Genomic DNA, 13,876 nt, shown 5'->3' on the forward strand with positions numbered 1-13,876 from the left:
ACCCTCGAATTCTTCAAGCCCGCGAACGCGGGAGAGCCAGTTGCAACAGCTTCGCTTCATCCGCCTGGTCGCGGGTCAACTCGCCAGTCAGCGCGCCTTCACTCATCACCAGGATGCGATCAGAGATGCCCATCACTTCCATCAGGTCGCTGGACACCACAATCACCGCAATGCCGCTGGCCGCAAGGTTATGAATGATCTGGTAGATCTCCGACTTGGCGCCGATATCGATGCCGCGTGTAGGCTCATCCAACAGCAACACTTTCATCGGCATCGACAGCCAGCGGCCAAGAATGGCCTTCTGTTGATTGCCGCCGGACAGGTACATGATTTTCTGCTCGGCGTTCGGCGTTTTGACTTTCATCGCCTTGATCTGCTTGTCGGCGTTGCCCTTCTCCCAGCCTTCACGCAACAGCCAGCCAAAGGTCGAATGCGCGCCACGCGCACTGATGTTGATGTTCTCGGCCACGCTGGACAGCGGGATGATGCCTTCCTTTTTGCGGTCCTCCGGGCACAGCAGCACACCGGCGGCGATGGCATCGCGTGGTGAATGTAATGGCAGGGCTTGCCCAAACAACTCCAACTGCCCGGCCGTTGCGCGTTCCAGGCCACTGAGCAAACGAAACAGCTCGGTACGCCCGGCGCCCACCAGCCCGAAAAGGCCGAGAATCTCGCCCTTGTGCACCTGCAGGCTGACCGCTTCGCGCAGGCCAGGCCCAAGCAAACCGTTAACCTTGAGCGCCACCTCACCGCGTTCGCGCGGGCGGTAATCGTAGATATCCTGGATATCGCGCCCGACCATGCAGGTCACCAACTGGTCGTGAGTCAGTGTGGCCATGTCGTCAAAAGTGCGCACATAACGGCCGTCCTTGAACACCGTCACCGCATCGCAAATACGGAACACTTCTTCCATGCGATGCGACACATACAGCACCACTTTGCCCTCATCGCGCAGGCGCGTGATGATCGCCATCAAGCGGTCGATTTCCCGCGCCGACAGGCTGCTGGTGGGTTCGTCAAAAGCAATCACATGGGCACCACGGGACAACGCCTTGGCGATTTCCACCAGTTGGCGCTGGCCGAGGGACAAGCGCCCGAGCTTCTCTTGGGGATCGATTTCATCGGCCAGGCCTTTAAGGCACGCCAACGCCTGCTTGCGCAGCTGGCCGCCATTGACCACGCCGAAACGCGACGGCAAATGCCCGAGAAACAGGTTCTCGGCCACGGTCATTTCCGGCACCAGATGCAGCTCCTGGTGAATCACCGCCACGCCGTTGGCGATGCTGTCGGCGGCGTTCTTGAACGCCATGACCTGCTCGCCGATCTGCACCGTGCCGCTGCTGGGCGTGTAGGCACCGCCGAGGATCTTGAGCAGCGTGGACTTGCCCGCGCCGTTCTCGCCCATCAGCGCATGCACCGAGTGCGGCCGCGCTTCAAAGCTGATTTGCGCCAGCGCCTTGACCCCGGGAAACTCCTTGCCGATGCCGTTGAAACGCAAGGCCGCGCCGGTCATTTCCACAGACCGATTTTGCTCAACTCTTCCTTGAAGTTGGCGCGGGTGATGAGGGTTACGTTATCCAGGGCGGTGAACTTGGCAGGCTCGGTGCCTTTGGTGACCCACTCGAACATCGCCGTGGCGGTTTTGTAGCCGGATGCATCGGGGCTGAGCAGCATTGAGCCGTAGAAGCCGGTGTCGGTTTTCTTCAACTCTTCAATCGCATCAGTGCCATTGATGCCCACGCCAATCACATTGGCCGCCTTGAAACCGGCGCTTTCGGTGGCGCGCACGCCGCCCAGCACGGTGCTGTCGTTCATGCCGCCGATGATCAGGTTTTTCGCGGTGCCCGGCAGCTTTACCAGCGCCGAGTTGGTTGAATCCATGCTGCCTGGCACGTCGAGGGTTTTCTGCGCGCTGAACAGGATGTGGTCAGCGGGCAAGCCGGCGGCCTTGAGGCCTTCGACCGAACCGTCGGTGCGTTTTTTGCCGGTTTCCAGCTCGTCAAAGGTGTTGATGACGGCGTAGGTGTCCTTCCAGTCCCAGTTACGATGCTTGGCTTCGGCGGCCATGGCCTCGCCTTGCTTCTGGCCGATCTTGTAGGCATCCAGGCCCACATAAGGCACGTCTTCCATGGGCTTGCCCTTGGCATCGACAAATCGGTCATCCACCGCCAGCACTTTCAAGCCGTTGAGCTTGGCCTTGGCCATGATCGCAGGGCCGAGGGACACGTCCGGCGGGCAGATCACAAACCCCTTGGCGCCGTTGGCGGCGAGGGTGTCGATGGCGGACAAGGTTTTCTCGCCGTCGGGCACGGCGATCTTGATCACGGTGAAGCCCTGGTCCTTACCGGCCTTTTCGGCAAAGGCCCATTCGGTCTGGAACCAAGGCTCTTCGGCCTGCTTGACCAGGAAGCCGATCTTCACTTCTTCGGCCGCTGCAAAACCGCTGAAGGCCATCGCCAGCGCCACGGCGCCTAACGTCTTCTTGAACATGAACCACCTCTCTTGATTGTTGTTAGTCGTGGTACATCACGGAACGCCCGCCATCGATCATCAGGCAGGTTGCGTTGATAAAGGGCGCCTCGTCGGTGGCCAGAAACAGCGCCGTCATCGCCACCTCGACCGGTTGGCCGATGCGCTTGGGCGGGTGCAAATCGAAGGCGCGCTGGCGCTCGGCATGCGGGTCAGGGAAGCCGTTCCAGTAATCGACGTTGAGCTGGGTTTCGATGTAGCCCGGCGCAATGGCATTCACGCGGATGCCTTTGGGCGCGTATTCGATGCCGAGGGCGCGGGTGAGACCGAGCAGGCCATGCTTGGCTACCGGATAGGGAAAACAGCCGGGAATGATGTGGCTGGAATGGGTGGAAGCGATGTTGATGATGTTGCCGATGCCCTGCTCGATCATGTGCGGCAACACGGTGCGGCAGCCGAACCAGGCACCGTCGAGGTCGATGGCGAAGCAGCGGCGCCAGTCTTCGTCGGTCATCTCCAGCGGGTCACGGAACACGTTGACGCCCGCGCAGTTGATCAACACATCCACACGGCCAAAGCGCTCGATGGCCACATTGACTAGCGCCTGCCATTGCTCTTTGGAGGTGATATCGACGGCCTGCGCGACAATCTCAGCGCCGCGTTCGCGCCAGTGGGCGGCGACTTGCTCAACCTTTTCGGCCTGGATATCCGCAATCACCAGCCGTGCCTGCTGGGCCTGGAAGCAGGCGACGATCACCTCGCCTATCCCTTGAGCGGCACCGGTGATGATCACCACTTTGTTTTTCAGCCGCTCGCCATAGGTGGGTTCGGGCACGGCGGGTAATGACAACGGTTGGGGCTGCATCGCTTCACCTGTTTTATTTTTGGTAGTGAGTGCTGATGCCGCCGACTATAAACCCATCTTTTGAAATATCTCAATATATAAATTTGCATCCCATATAGTGAGACATGGCGCAAAAAAATGTGGGTGCCGATCTCTGTGGGAGCTGGCTTGCCTGCGATACGGGCACCTCGGTATTTCAGTTACACCGAAGTGATGCTTTCGCAGGCAAGCCAGCTCCCACACAAGCCCGCCCCCACAGTGGGCCTTCAGTGTTTTTGAAAGAGGGTTTCAGCCCTGGGCAAAGTCGCGCAGTGCATTACCCTCCATGCGATAGCGCACCCACTCCTCCTGCGGCTGGGCGCCGATGGACTTGTAGAAGGCAATCGCCGGCTCGTTCCAGTCCAGCACGCTCCACTCGAAACGCCCGCAACCGTTGTCGCAGGCGATCTTGGCCAGGTGCCGCAAGAGCTTCTTCCCCGCCCCGCCGCCACGTTGCTCGGGGTTGATGTAGAGGTCTTCGAGGTACAGGCAGTTGCTGCCCAGCCAGGTGGAGTAACTGAAGAAGAACACCGCAAAGCCAATCGGCAGGCCATCCCGCGAACAGATCAGGCCATGGGCGGTGGCGCCCTCGCTGAACAGGCTGCGCTCGATATCCACCACACTGGCGATCACTTCGTGCCGGGCCTTTTCGTACTCGGCAAGTTCAGTGATGAAAGTCAGGATCTGCGCAGCATCGCTGGGCACGGCAGGGCGAATCTCGATGGTCATGGGCGGGCCTTGGGCAATGTCAAAGGCCACATACTAAGGCGCTTTGATGACTGATTGCAGTGCAATTTGTTTACTCCGGCCACGCGTAAAGCAAGTACCACCAACCACGCAACATTCGCCTTGCACAGGCATGGTAAACAGTCGGGCATAACGCTAATAACTGCATGCTGATAACTGCATGCTGATAACTGCATGCTGATAACTGCAAGGTCGCCCGATGCCTTCCACACCCGCCGTGAATACCAAACTGTTCGCCTTTTTCTGCCTCGCCAGCTTCTTGCTGTCACTGTCCTATGGCTCGACGTTTTTGCTGTCGCTGCTGATCCACTCGCGCGGCGGCAATGAACACGACGCCGGCAGCGTGATCTCCATGGCGATGCTCAGTACGTTCGTGGCAGTGCTGTTCTGCGGGCACTTGGCCGATGCGGTCGGTGCGGCGCGCGCGATTGCGGGCATGGGCGTATTGCTGGTGGTGGCGTGCCTGGGGTTTGCCCTGACACCCGGGTTTGGCCAGGGCTTGATGCTGTTCGGTCTGTCGCTTGGGTTGGGCTGGGGCGTGTTCTACACCTTGGGGCCGATCATCGTGACGCTGCTGGTGCAATCGGCGCAGCGGGCCAAATATTTTGCGCTGCTGTCGGGCAGTATGTTGAGCGGGATCGGCTCCGGCCCTTTGCTCGGCCGTGCCGCCGACGCGCTGGGCCTGCCGCTGACAGCAGCCTTCTATATCGCCGGCCTGGCCAGTCTGGTCGGCGTCCTGATGTTCTGGCGAATGGGCGCACAACTTAACCACCACGCGAATGCGCCCACCTCGAAGATTTCCTGGGCGTCCAGCCGCCGCGTGCTGTCATCCAAAGCCGCGTTTGCGATCCTGATGGTCGGCCTGGGCGGCTGTGTGTTTGGTGGGCTTTCATCGTTTCAAACCAGCTACGCGGCTGCGCAGGGGTTGGACTATTCGTTGTTCTTTGGCGGCTTCCTGAGCGCCGCCATTACCAGCCGGCTGTTGATCGCCGGCCACGTGGTCAAGCGCGATGCGTACTGGGCCGCCTGCGTGCTGTCCGGGATCATGCTCGGCTCGATCGCGCTGTTTGCGTTTGGCGTGAGTGGCAACCTCAGTTACCTGTTGGCAGCCGGCACGCTGGGCGTGGGTTACGGCCTGACGTACTCGGTGATCAATGGGCTGGTGGCCAATGAAGCACCGCCTGGTACGACGTCACAAGCCTTGCTGCTGTTCAGCCTGGCGTACTTTGTCGGGGTGTTCGGCTTTCCGCTGCTGGCGGGCAAAATCATTGTCGACTCTGGGCTGCCGACGCTGCTGGCGAGTGTGTTGGCCGTGGCCTTGTTCAACTGGTTGATCACGGTGGCGCGACTGATCTGGCGCCAGCGTTCGGCTAACAAAATCTTACAGGTGAATTAGCACCGTTCGTCGCCATCAAGGCACGAACCGCAAACTGGGGCGGACCAATAAGGGGTAAGGACATTAATCATATGGAGACACCCCTCATGAAGAATTCCAAATTTGCTGCCCTCGCCCTCATCGGCCTGCTGTCCGCCGCCTCATTGAGTGCCGTTGCCGCCACCTCATCCACCGGCACCACCAACCCTGCTACCAAGGAGTCTCAGGATTCGATGGGCACAGGGATGGAAACCAACGGTGGCGCGATTATCGATAACGGCGCAGACCCTCGCACCAAAGGCGCCGATACCCAACGTCAGGCACCGGCTGCAGTCGGTAACGGCAAAATGGGCCCAGGCGTCAATGAAGAACCCAAAATCAACAAGGGCGATGACAGCAACATCCCGGGCGCCCCGAAACAACCTGCGCCTTGATGCATCGATAGCCGCACCGACACCCGATCATTTCCCAGTGAAGAGGTACGCATGAACGTCGATAGAAACCTTGAAAAAGAAGTCCTCACCCGCCTGCTGCACGCCCACCCCAACGGCCTGGGCAAGGAGGTGCTGGATAACTACCGCGGCGAAAAGGTGGTGGCCAGTGTGCTGGCATTTCTGCAAGAACGCGGGTTTATCAAGGATGGGCATGTGACCACCGACGACGCCGGTGAATATTCGTTGAACCTGCCGATCAAGCTGACCGCCTCGGGTGTTGACGAGGCGCGCAAGCTGGAAGGCGAAGGCACCGTTTGAACTAGACGAAGATCAAATGTGGGAGCGGGCTTGCCCGCGATGGCGTCGCATCAGTCACTCTTTTTGTGGCTGATCTACCGTCATCGCGGGCAAGTCCGCTCCCACACTTTGATGTGCAGTGCGCAGCGCACATCAGCACTGAGCCGACACTAGCAGCATCATTGGACGCTCTTGTTCTTCGGCCAGTTCGGGCCTCGCCATCAGGTCCGCTTTGCTCGGCCCCCATTCTTCAATGTGGTTGAGCGTAAACCCCGCCTGTATCAGCAGATTGAGCAACGTGCCCAAGGTGCGGTGCTGCTTGATCACGCCATCGGCCAGCCAATGGGTCACCCGTGGCCCTTCCAATTGATAGCCGTCCACCGGCCAACTTTTGCGCCCCTGGTCATCAACCAGCCACCCCGGATTACGCGGCGCCATGAAGATCGGGTGCTCGATGGAAAACACCAGGCGCCCGCCCGGTACCAGGGCCTGGTGGATGCGCGCAAATAGCCCCTGGAGGTCGACGATGTAATGGAACGCCAGGGAGCTGTAGGCCAGGTCGAATGCGCCCGCCGGCAGGTCGAGCTGTTCCAGGTCGGCGATTGCATAGGTGATGGTCGCCGCCGAAGTCATTTCAGTGGCCCGCGCCAGCATCTTCTGCGACACGTCCAACCCCAGCACCTGCGCAGCGCCCTGTTCCTCGGCCCAGCGGCTGAACCAGCCATAGCCACAGCCCAGGTCCACCACCTGCAAGCCACGCATCGGCGGTAGCAAAGCCTGCAAGGCAGGCCACTCCGGCGCACCGGCCAGGCCTTCGACCGAGCGGCCCATCTTGCTGTAGCCCTCGAAGAAGGCCGGGGTGTCGTAGATATTCTGGGTCATGGGCTTATTCCGTGCGGGTAAGCGCCTATTTTGCCAACAACGCATCCACTTCGTCAGTACCGGGTGAAGTCGCCGGCCCCCAACGCGTTACCGCCAAAGCGGCTGCCGCATTCGCGCGACGCGCTGCTTGCGAGGGTTGCAAGCCCTTGGCCAGCCCCGCCAGAAACACACCAGCATGGGCATCGCCCGCGCCGTTGCTGTCCACCGCCTGCACCTTGAAACCCGGCACATGCTCGGCCTTGCCGTGGCGACTCACCCAGCAGCCATTCGGCCCGTCGCGCACCACCAGCAGCGCTTCGGCGGGCAAGTGACGGTTGAGTTCGCGCAGCGCTTCGGCCAGCGTACTGGCGCCGCTAAACGCTAGGGCTTCCGGGCCATTGCTGGTCCAGATATCGATGCGCGGCAGCAAGGCAACCATCAAGGCCGAGTCCGGCGCCTTGACCAACGGCCCCGGGTCGAACACCACGGTGATCTCCCGCGGCAGCGCCAGCAGCCAATCGAGCAATGCCTGGGCCTTGCCTTCGAGCAACAGGCTGTAGCCGCTGACGTAGACATAATCGTCTGCGCGCGGCACCACGCCTGCGAGGTCCTCGGCACTCAAGTCACCCTCAGCACCGATATGCGAAATAAAGGTGCGCTCGGTGCTGGCCTCGGTCAGCGACACACACAAACCGGTGTCCTTGCCCTCGCTGGCCGGCTGGGCCATTTCCACGCCCTCGGCCTGCATCGCGGCGCGCGCCAGGTCGCCGAAGCGCCCGTGGCCATGGCGGCCGAGGTAAACCACCGGCAAACCATTGCGCCGGGCGGCAGCCATCACGTTGAAGCCCCCGCCGGCTTCGAAACTGGCCGATTGCGCCAGCACATCGCCGCCGGTTGCAGGCAGTGTGTCGAGGGCCATGACCAGGTCGACGATGACCTGGCCGGTGTGCAGCAATCTAGACATTAGCGCGCTCTACCAAAGCCGGGCGACGGTCAGCTGCGCCGCCCAGTACTGCATAAATCCCACCGGCCACCAGGAAGGTGACGATCCAGCCCAGGCCGTTGTGGCCCAGCCAGGAGTCGGACAAAGGCCCGGCGAACCAGATATTTTCGGCGGTGGTGCCGATGGTGGTGAAGCTGAAACCCAGCACAATCGCCACAGCCCAGGCGCCGAATGCACGCCATTCCACGCCGCCGCGATACCAGTAGGCGCTGCTTGGGCTTACGTCCAGCAGGTCTTTGGGGCTGTAGTAGTGACGGTGAATCAGGTCGACCACAAAGATCCCGACCCAGGCGGTGATGGGCACGGCCAGCAGCGAGATGAAGGTGATGAACGGGCCATAGAAACTGTCGGCGATCAGCATGAAGTAAATGGAGCCGGCGAAGATCGCCACGATATCGACGATCACCGCGTGCACGCGCTTGACCTTGAGGCCCAAGGTCAAGGTGGTGAGACCGGCCGAGTACACCGAGAGGTTATTGGAGAGCAACAGCCCGCCGAACGCGGTGATCAAGTACGGCACGGCCATCCAGGTCGGCAGCATGTCGCGGATCGCGATGATCGGGTCGGTGGCCGACGCCAGGTCGTTGTTGCCCACCGACAGCAGGCCGCCGAGGGTGATCAACAGCACCAGCGGAATGCCCGCACCAAATGCGGCAGACGCCACCAGACGCACGGCCTTGACGCTGCGGTGCTGGTAGCGCGACATGTCGGCACCGGCGTTGGCCCAGCCGATACCGGTACCGGCGGCCATGGTGCCGACGCCAATGATCATGGCGCTCAGCGGCGCCGGGGTGGCGTTGAACACCGCGCTCCAGTCGATAGTGGCGCAGAGGAAGCCGCCCACCAGGATATTCAACGCGCCGAACACGTAGGTGGCCCACTTCTGGATCACCAGCAAGGTGGCGTGGCCGAGGCCGGACACGGACAAGGTCAGCAGCACGAAAATCGCGATAAAGATCAGCGTGAGCACCGGCGCGCTTTTGGCTTCGACCGGCGAGCCGAACAGGATCGAACACAACGACAGCAGCACAAAGGCGGCCGTGGTGGTGTTGACGGTTTCCCAACCCAGGCGCGACATCAGCGAGACCAGCGTGGGACCGATATTGCCGCGCACACCGAAGATGGCGCGCGACAGCGTCAGGCTCGGCGCGCGGCCGCGACGGCCGGCAATCGAGATGATGCCCACCACGGCAAAGGAGCCGGCGGCGCCGAGAATCGCCACAATGATCGCCTGCCAGATCGCCAGGCCACGAAACGCCACCAGGGTCGCGCCGAGCGGCAAGCCGAGGATGCTGATGTTAGCCGCGAACCACACCCAGAACAGTTGCAGCGGATGGCCATTGCACTCGCCTTCGGGGACCGGTTCGATGCCGCGTGTTTCCAATTGCCCGGCACTTTGGCCGGAAGAAGTGCTGCTCATGAGGGGTGCTCCTGGTGCCTGTATTGTTGTGGTTGTGGCAGATAGTCAAAGCTTTAAGCGGTCGTCCTGACTCAAACACGATTTAAGGTGGGGGCTGGCTTGCCTGCGATAGCGGTCTTTCAGTGAGTGCATCAGTGGCTGGCACACCGTTATCGCAGGCAAGCCAGCTCCCACATTTTTTGATCGGTGGTGATCAGCGCAATTGCAGCAGCCCCTGCACCAGTGGCTGCAAATCCAGACCATTGACCTGCTTGACCTGCTCAATCATCGCCTCAGGCCAGCACTGCATCCCAAGACACGCGCCCAACATCGCGCCCAACATGGCGGCAATGGTGTCGGTATCGCCGCCAAGGCTGGCCGCTAGGCACAGCGCTTCGACGGCATTCATGTCGCCCACCGCCACTTGCTGCGCGAGGGCAAACGACACCACCACCGATTCCTGGGAAGCGACCGAGGTGCCGATCAGTTCGTAAAGCAGATCGGCAAACAGGGCTTTGTCGCCGCTGCCGACGCTCAAGGTGCGTGCCCAACTGATGCGCGTGGAAATCCGCCCACCGGCGATCCAGTGGCCATGGCCTTCGGCCTGCTGCGCGAGCTGGGTGCCAATGTTCAGGGCTTCACCCAAATCCACACCGTTGATACCTGCCGAAACCACTGCCGCCACCGCCGCCGCGCTGGAAATGCCCAGGTTGGTGTTATGGGTGACCTGGCAGGCCTGGATCACCGCCTGGATAAACTGCGCCGGGTCGCTGACGTCGGCGGCAATGCCGACCGGCGTGATGCGCATCGCGGCGCCATTGGTGGTGCCGTAGCGCCCGGATTCTTCCGGGGTGTGCCCGGCGAGGATCATGTCGATGGCGCGTTTGGTCGATGGCCCCAGCAAGTCCTGGGAGCCTTTGGCGCGCATCGCCGCTTCCCACTCGATCAGGCGCTGGGCGAGTACCGTGGGTTCGATTTTGCCCTGCCCTTGCACCAGCAACTCACCGACCAGGATCGCCTGCTCGGTGTCGTCGGTGATGGAGCCTGCCGGCATGTTCGGCGCGATGGGTTGGTCGGCACCAGCATCTTGCAGAGCGGTGATGGCCCCGAAGCGCTGCTGCACCTGCTCGCGGCTCAACGACTGGGTGGGCATGCCCAATGCATCGCCCAGGGCCAGGCCGTAGAAGGCACCGAGGGCGCGATTTTGCGCGGTCATTTCGAAGCTCCAAACTGCAGGTGCAGGCGAAAGTGCAAAGGGTCGAGCAAGCTTTCGACATACTCCATGAGACGCTCGCGGCGGTCGTAGGTAGTGCGCGAGGCTTTGAGAAACACCGTACCGGCTGGGCGGCCGAGCAACTCGGCGTCTTCATCGCTCAAGGGCTCGGCACCGATCCACTGGTCCCCTTCGGCGCCCACGTAGCCGTAAGCGGCCAGGGTGATGGTGAGGGAGTTGTCGATCAGGCCGACACGGGGCAGGCTTTCCAGGCCACCGGTAGCAGGCATCAACGAACGCTCCAGAGAAACGGCGGTGCCATCGGTGGTGCGCCGACGGCGGTCGAGGGCGATAAATTGGTCGCTGCCAAAACGGCTGAGCAGGTCCGGTCGAGTCACGGCTTCCAGCCGCAGGATGTCGGTGGTGACCAGTGCGCCAGTATCGGCCAGCGCCTGTGCCCAGCCACTGCGTTGGTCGAGCACCATGCCATCAAAGGTGACGATGGAGCCAACGCCGCTTTGCGTGGCGATGTAGTTGCGCCGTTTGAGCTCAGCCAGGGCTTCGCGCAAGGTGCCACGGCTGACCGCAAACTCCTCGGCCAGTTGATGCTCGCCCGGCAGCAGGAAACCATCGGCCATCACTCCAGCCTCGATACGGCGGATAAGCTCGTCGACGACGCGTTTTTTCTTATCAAATCGGACATGTCTAATCATGTACAAATTGATAATCGAAAGCGCCCGATCTCAGCAAGCAAAATTATTTCAGGATGATGAAAAATCGGCCTCAGGGCTCCAGGCCAATGCGGAAAAACTCCCCGCCGCTCCATACGCCAAGCCAGTTCTGACCGTTGATCGGACGGCTGACCGCCAACTCGACCAATTGGTAAAACACGTTGCGATGCACCAGAGCTTCAAGGTTGGTGCGCACCCGCAGGTAAGGCGCTGGCTCTTGGGTGATCGGGTCGATCACCACCCGCAAGGGGTGTTCAAGGCCCGCTTCAATGTCCTCGTCGACATTGATGGTGAAGCGCAGCACCTGGCTTTCGCCCTGCCCTTCGACTTCCAGCGTTACCGCGACAAAGGGCGCATCATCGACGCTGATACCGACCTTTTCCACGGGAGTGACCAGGAAATACTCATCGCCATCGCGGCGAATGATGTTGGAGAACAACTTGACCATCGGCTTACGCCCGATCGGCGTGCCTTGGTAAAACCAAGTGCCGTCACGGGCGATGCGCATGTCGATGTTGCCGCAGAAATCCGGGTTCCACAGGTGTACCGGCGCCGGCCCCTTGCCCTTGGGCAGTTGGGCCAATAGATCATTGGCCTTGGCGGAATCGGTCATAGGGTTCTCCTCTGGATTTTTATTGATCACCCATCCCCAACAGGCCACGGGCGTATTGGGCCAGCGGGCGGGCAATCAAGTCTTCTGGCTTGTTGTCGTGGAACGTCAGTAAACCGCCACGACTGCGAATGCGTGCAGTATCAATCAAATACTGGGTGCTGGTCTCGATCAACATGATCTGGATCACGCCGCTGTCCAGGCCGACACGGTCCAACGCTTGCTGGTCGGTCCACTCATCGGCATTGCCAATACGGTCATCGGCTGCCGCAAAGCGGCAATAGAGCAGGTAGTGAGCGCCTGCCGCACGGGCTTCGGCCATGGCTTGTTCGAGGCCTTCCGGCTTGCGGGCGCGGCGCACCATCGGGAAATATTCGACGAAGCCGTTGAAGGCTTCTTCGGCCACCACGTTAGGTCGCGGATAGGCGCTGCCCGGCGGTACAAAGGCGCCTTGGGCAATAAACACAAAGGAGTCCGGCTGTATGCGCACCGACGCGGTACGGCGGGTATCACTGTGGTCCAGCAGCCCGGCGTCGCTCATCTGATAGCGGGTGCCTTCGGCCATATCGCTGACGGTCATGCAGCCACTCAGCGCCACTGACGCCAGCAACAAAACCAGACTACGCATCCTAATCCTCCAGAAGCCGGTGACGGAAAACCGGCGAATGGGCACTTAATGCAGAATCCGCGCCATTCAAGAACGATGCATAAGCAAATGTGGGAGCTGGCTTGCCTGCGATGCAGACACCCAGGTACATCAAGTACACCGAGGTGATGCAATCGCAGGCAAGCCAGCCCCCACAAAAAGCCTGCTCCTACATTCGATTGTGTGCGGTGTTAGCCGCCGATGATCTTCATGACCGTGGCGCCGCCAGAGAAGGCCACTTCCTGCTTGTCACCCAGGGCCTTCATCAATAAACCTTGCAAGGCCGGCAGCGCCTGATGGCGCGGTTGGTCCAGCAGGTCGCCCACGTAATGGCGGTTACTCGACGACAAACAGCCATGCAACCAACCGGTAGACGACAAGCGCAGGCGCGAGCAGGTGCGGCAGAACGGCACGCTTTCATTTGCGATCACGCCAAAGAAGCCCTTGCCCGGCACTTCATAGCGCACCGCCGTGGCATCAATCGGCGCGTTGGCTTGCAGGTATTCGTGATGTTCGCCGATCAGGCTGAGCAGTTGCTGCAAGCTGACGAACTGCTGCAGGAACGCATTGGAATCCTTGGCGAGGTGGCCCATGCGCATCAATTCGATAAAGCGCAGCTCGTAGCCGCGCTCCAGGCAGTAGTCGAGCAGCGGCATCACCTGGTCCAGGTTCTGCCCGCGCAACGGCACCATATTGACCTTGATCTTGATGCCGGCGGCGCGGGCCTGGTCCATGCCATCGAGCACGGTGGCCAGGTCGCCGCCACGGGCGATACTGCGGAAAGCGTCCGCATCCAGGGTATCAAGGGACACGTTGATGCGCCGAATACCGGCGTCGACCAGCAGTGGCAACTTGCGCGCCAGCAGTTGGCCGTTAGTGGTCAGGCTGATATCACTGAGGCCCATGCCGCCCACGGCGCCCATGAAGGCTTCCAGCTTGGGGCTGACCAGCGGTTCACCGCCGGTGATGCGCAAACGTTCGATGCCGGCAGCTTCGATCAGATAGGCAACGCCACGCGCCATGGCCTCGGCCGAGAGTTCGTCCTGGGCAGCCACCAGCCGCTTGCCGTTTGGCACGCAGTAGGTACACGCGTAATTGCAGGCTGAGGTCAGGCTGATCCGCAAATTGCGAAATCGCCTGCCTTGACGATCAACGATCATGGAACACTCCGGCAGAGGATGGTTCAGGCGCGCTAAAAGCTGACTGAA

The 13,876-nt window shown here is 61.1% G+C and carries 15 protein-coding genes; 3 read left to right on the top strand and 12 right to left on the bottom strand.

Features of this window, described 5'->3' with window-relative positions; translation table 11 throughout:
• Nucleotides 1–13 precede the first annotated feature (13 nt).
• The 4 genes from araG to GIW28_RS16730 all read right to left on the bottom strand — a co-directional run bounded on the left by araG (nucleotide 14) and on the right by GIW28_RS16730 (nucleotide 4,081).
• Nucleotides 14–1,513, bottom strand: coding sequence for an L-arabinose ABC transporter ATP-binding protein AraG (gene araG / locus GIW28_RS16715; RefSeq protein ID WP_032865806.1), 1,500 nt, complete (start codon nucleotides 1,511–1,513; stop codon nucleotides 14–16).
• Entirely contained in the window at nucleotides 1,510–2,490 is a 981-nt protein-coding gene (locus tag GIW28_RS16720; RefSeq protein WP_017138346.1) for a substrate-binding domain-containing protein, read from the bottom strand. Before GIW28_RS16720 ends, araG begins: the two co-directional genes overlap by 4 nt.
• A gap of 22 nt (nucleotides 2,491–2,512) precedes the next feature.
• Nucleotides 2,513–3,334, bottom strand: coding sequence for an SDR family oxidoreductase (locus tag GIW28_RS16725; protein WP_236446992.1), 822 nt, complete (start codon nucleotides 3,332–3,334; stop codon nucleotides 2,513–2,515).
• Between the two features lie 267 nt (nucleotides 3,335–3,601).
• Nucleotides 3,602–4,081: a GNAT family N-acetyltransferase gene (locus GIW28_RS16730; protein WP_026013792.1), complete on the bottom strand. Its 480-nt coding sequence runs from the start codon at nucleotides 4,079–4,081 to the stop codon at nucleotides 3,602–3,604.
• 217 nt (nucleotides 4,082–4,298) lie between these two features.
• Between GIW28_RS16730 and GIW28_RS16735 the strand changes: the two genes are divergently transcribed.
• From GIW28_RS16735 to GIW28_RS16745, 3 genes are all read left to right on the top strand, one after another.
• Nucleotides 4,299–5,495 (top strand): MFS transporter, encoded by a 1,197-nt coding sequence (locus GIW28_RS16735; RefSeq protein WP_099548760.1) that lies wholly within the window; start codon nucleotides 4,299–4,301, stop codon nucleotides 5,493–5,495.
• Between the two features lie 86 nt (nucleotides 5,496–5,581).
• On the top strand, nucleotides 5,582–5,908 hold the full coding sequence (locus tag GIW28_RS16740; RefSeq protein ID WP_017138350.1) for a hypothetical protein: 327 nt from the start codon (nucleotides 5,582–5,584) through the stop codon (nucleotides 5,906–5,908).
• 51 nt (nucleotides 5,909–5,959) lie between these two features.
• A complete protein-coding gene (locus tag GIW28_RS16745; protein ID WP_017138351.1) occupies nucleotides 5,960–6,226 on the top strand; it encodes a hypothetical protein in 267 nt (88 codons plus the stop codon).
• A 132-nt stretch (nucleotides 6,227–6,358) separates the two neighbouring features.
• Here GIW28_RS16745 and GIW28_RS16750 read toward each other — a convergent pair whose 3' ends face one another.
• The 8 genes from GIW28_RS16750 to GIW28_RS16785 form a co-directional block, all read right to left on the bottom strand.
• Complete coding sequence (locus GIW28_RS16750) at nucleotides 6,359–7,087, bottom strand: class I SAM-dependent methyltransferase (RefSeq protein ID WP_017138352.1); 729 nt, start codon at nucleotides 7,085–7,087, stop codon at nucleotides 6,359–6,361.
• Nucleotides 7,088–7,112: 25 nt separating this feature from the next.
• Complete coding sequence (locus GIW28_RS16755; protein ID WP_017138353.1) at nucleotides 7,113–8,030, bottom strand: PfkB family carbohydrate kinase; 918 nt, start codon at nucleotides 8,028–8,030, stop codon at nucleotides 7,113–7,115.
• The gene (locus tag GIW28_RS16760; protein ID WP_017138354.1) at nucleotides 8,023–9,489 is read right to left on the bottom strand and encodes a purine-cytosine permease family protein; all 1,467 of its coding nucleotides are present in this window, start codon (nucleotides 9,487–9,489) and stop codon (nucleotides 8,023–8,025) included. Before GIW28_RS16760 ends, GIW28_RS16755 begins: the two co-directional genes overlap by 8 nt.
• 193 nt (nucleotides 9,490–9,682) lie before the next feature.
• Nucleotides 9,683–10,684: an ADP-ribosylglycohydrolase family protein gene (locus GIW28_RS16765; RefSeq protein WP_099548160.1), complete on the bottom strand. Its 1,002-nt coding sequence runs from the start codon at nucleotides 10,682–10,684 to the stop codon at nucleotides 9,683–9,685.
• Nucleotides 10,681–11,394 carry a GntR family transcriptional regulator gene (locus GIW28_RS16770; RefSeq protein WP_236447137.1) on the bottom strand — a complete coding sequence of 238 codons (714 nt, stop codon included), beginning with the start codon at nucleotides 11,392–11,394 and terminating at the stop codon, nucleotides 10,681–10,683. The genes GIW28_RS16765 and GIW28_RS16770 overlap by 4 nt, the downstream gene beginning before the upstream one ends.
• 70 nt (nucleotides 11,395–11,464) lie before the next feature.
• Nucleotides 11,465–12,025, bottom strand: a complete 561-nt coding sequence (locus GIW28_RS16775; protein ID WP_236447138.1) for a DUF1285 domain-containing protein — start codon at nucleotides 12,023–12,025, stop codon at nucleotides 11,465–11,467.
• 19 nt (nucleotides 12,026–12,044) lie between these two features.
• Complete coding sequence (locus tag GIW28_RS16780; protein WP_017138358.1) at nucleotides 12,045–12,650, bottom strand: DUF4823 domain-containing protein; 606 nt, start codon at nucleotides 12,648–12,650, stop codon at nucleotides 12,045–12,047.
• Between the two features lie 209 nt (nucleotides 12,651–12,859).
• Complete coding sequence (locus tag GIW28_RS16785) at nucleotides 12,860–13,828, bottom strand: GTP 3',8-cyclase MoaA (protein WP_017138359.1); 969 nt, start codon at nucleotides 13,826–13,828, stop codon at nucleotides 12,860–12,862.
• Nucleotides 13,829–13,876 lie beyond the last annotated feature (48 nt).

It is taken from the genome of Pseudomonas sp. PA-5-4B (genome assembly GCF_021606215.1).
GTDB classification, from domain to species: Bacteria; Pseudomonadota; Gammaproteobacteria; order Pseudomonadales; family Pseudomonadaceae; genus Aquipseudomonas; species Aquipseudomonas edaphica.

Coding starts and splice junctions, on each gene's coding strand:
- GIW28_RS16765 (WP_099548160.1), bottom strand. CDS start 10,684: ATGACCGCGCAAAATCGCGCCCTCGGTGCCTTCTACGGCCTGGCCCTG.
- GIW28_RS16735 (WP_099548760.1), top strand. CDS start 4,299: ATGCCTTCCACACCCGCCGTGAATACCAAACTGTTCGCCTTTTTCTGC.
- araG (WP_032865806.1), bottom strand. CDS start 1,513: ATGACCGGCGCGGCCTTGCGTTTCAACGGCATCGGCAAGGAGTTTCCC.
- GIW28_RS16725 (WP_236446992.1), bottom strand. CDS start 3,334: ATGCAGCCCCAACCGTTGTCATTACCCGCCGTGCCCGAACCCACCTAT.
- GIW28_RS16730 (WP_026013792.1), bottom strand. CDS start 4,081: ATGACCATCGAGATTCGCCCTGCCGTGCCCAGCGATGCTGCGCAGATC.
- GIW28_RS16775 (WP_236447138.1), bottom strand. CDS start 12,025: ATGACCGATTCCGCCAAGGCCAATGATCTATTGGCCCAACTGCCCAAG.
- GIW28_RS16720 (WP_017138346.1), bottom strand. CDS start 2,490: ATGTTCAAGAAGACGTTAGGCGCCGTGGCGCTGGCGATGGCCTTCAGC.
- GIW28_RS16780 (WP_017138358.1), bottom strand. CDS start 12,650: ATGCGTAGTCTGGTTTTGTTGCTGGCGTCAGTGGCGCTGAGTGGCTGC.
- GIW28_RS16755 (WP_017138353.1), bottom strand. CDS start 8,030: ATGTCTAGATTGCTGCACACCGGCCAGGTCATCGTCGACCTGGTCATG.
- GIW28_RS16760 (WP_017138354.1), bottom strand. CDS start 9,489: ATGAGCAGCACTTCTTCCGGCCAAAGTGCCGGGCAATTGGAAACACGC.
- GIW28_RS16745 (WP_017138351.1), top strand. CDS start 5,960: ATGAACGTCGATAGAAACCTTGAAAAAGAAGTCCTCACCCGCCTGCTG.
- GIW28_RS16770 (WP_236447137.1), bottom strand. CDS start 11,394: ATGATTAGACATGTCCGATTTGATAAGAAAAAACGCGTCGTCGACGAG.
- GIW28_RS16785 (WP_017138359.1), bottom strand. CDS start 13,828: ATGATCGTTGATCGTCAAGGCAGGCGATTTCGCAATTTGCGGATCAGC.
- GIW28_RS16750 (WP_017138352.1), bottom strand. CDS start 7,087: ATGACCCAGAATATCTACGACACCCCGGCCTTCTTCGAGGGCTACAGC.
- GIW28_RS16740 (WP_017138350.1), top strand. CDS start 5,582: ATGAAGAATTCCAAATTTGCTGCCCTCGCCCTCATCGGCCTGCTGTCC.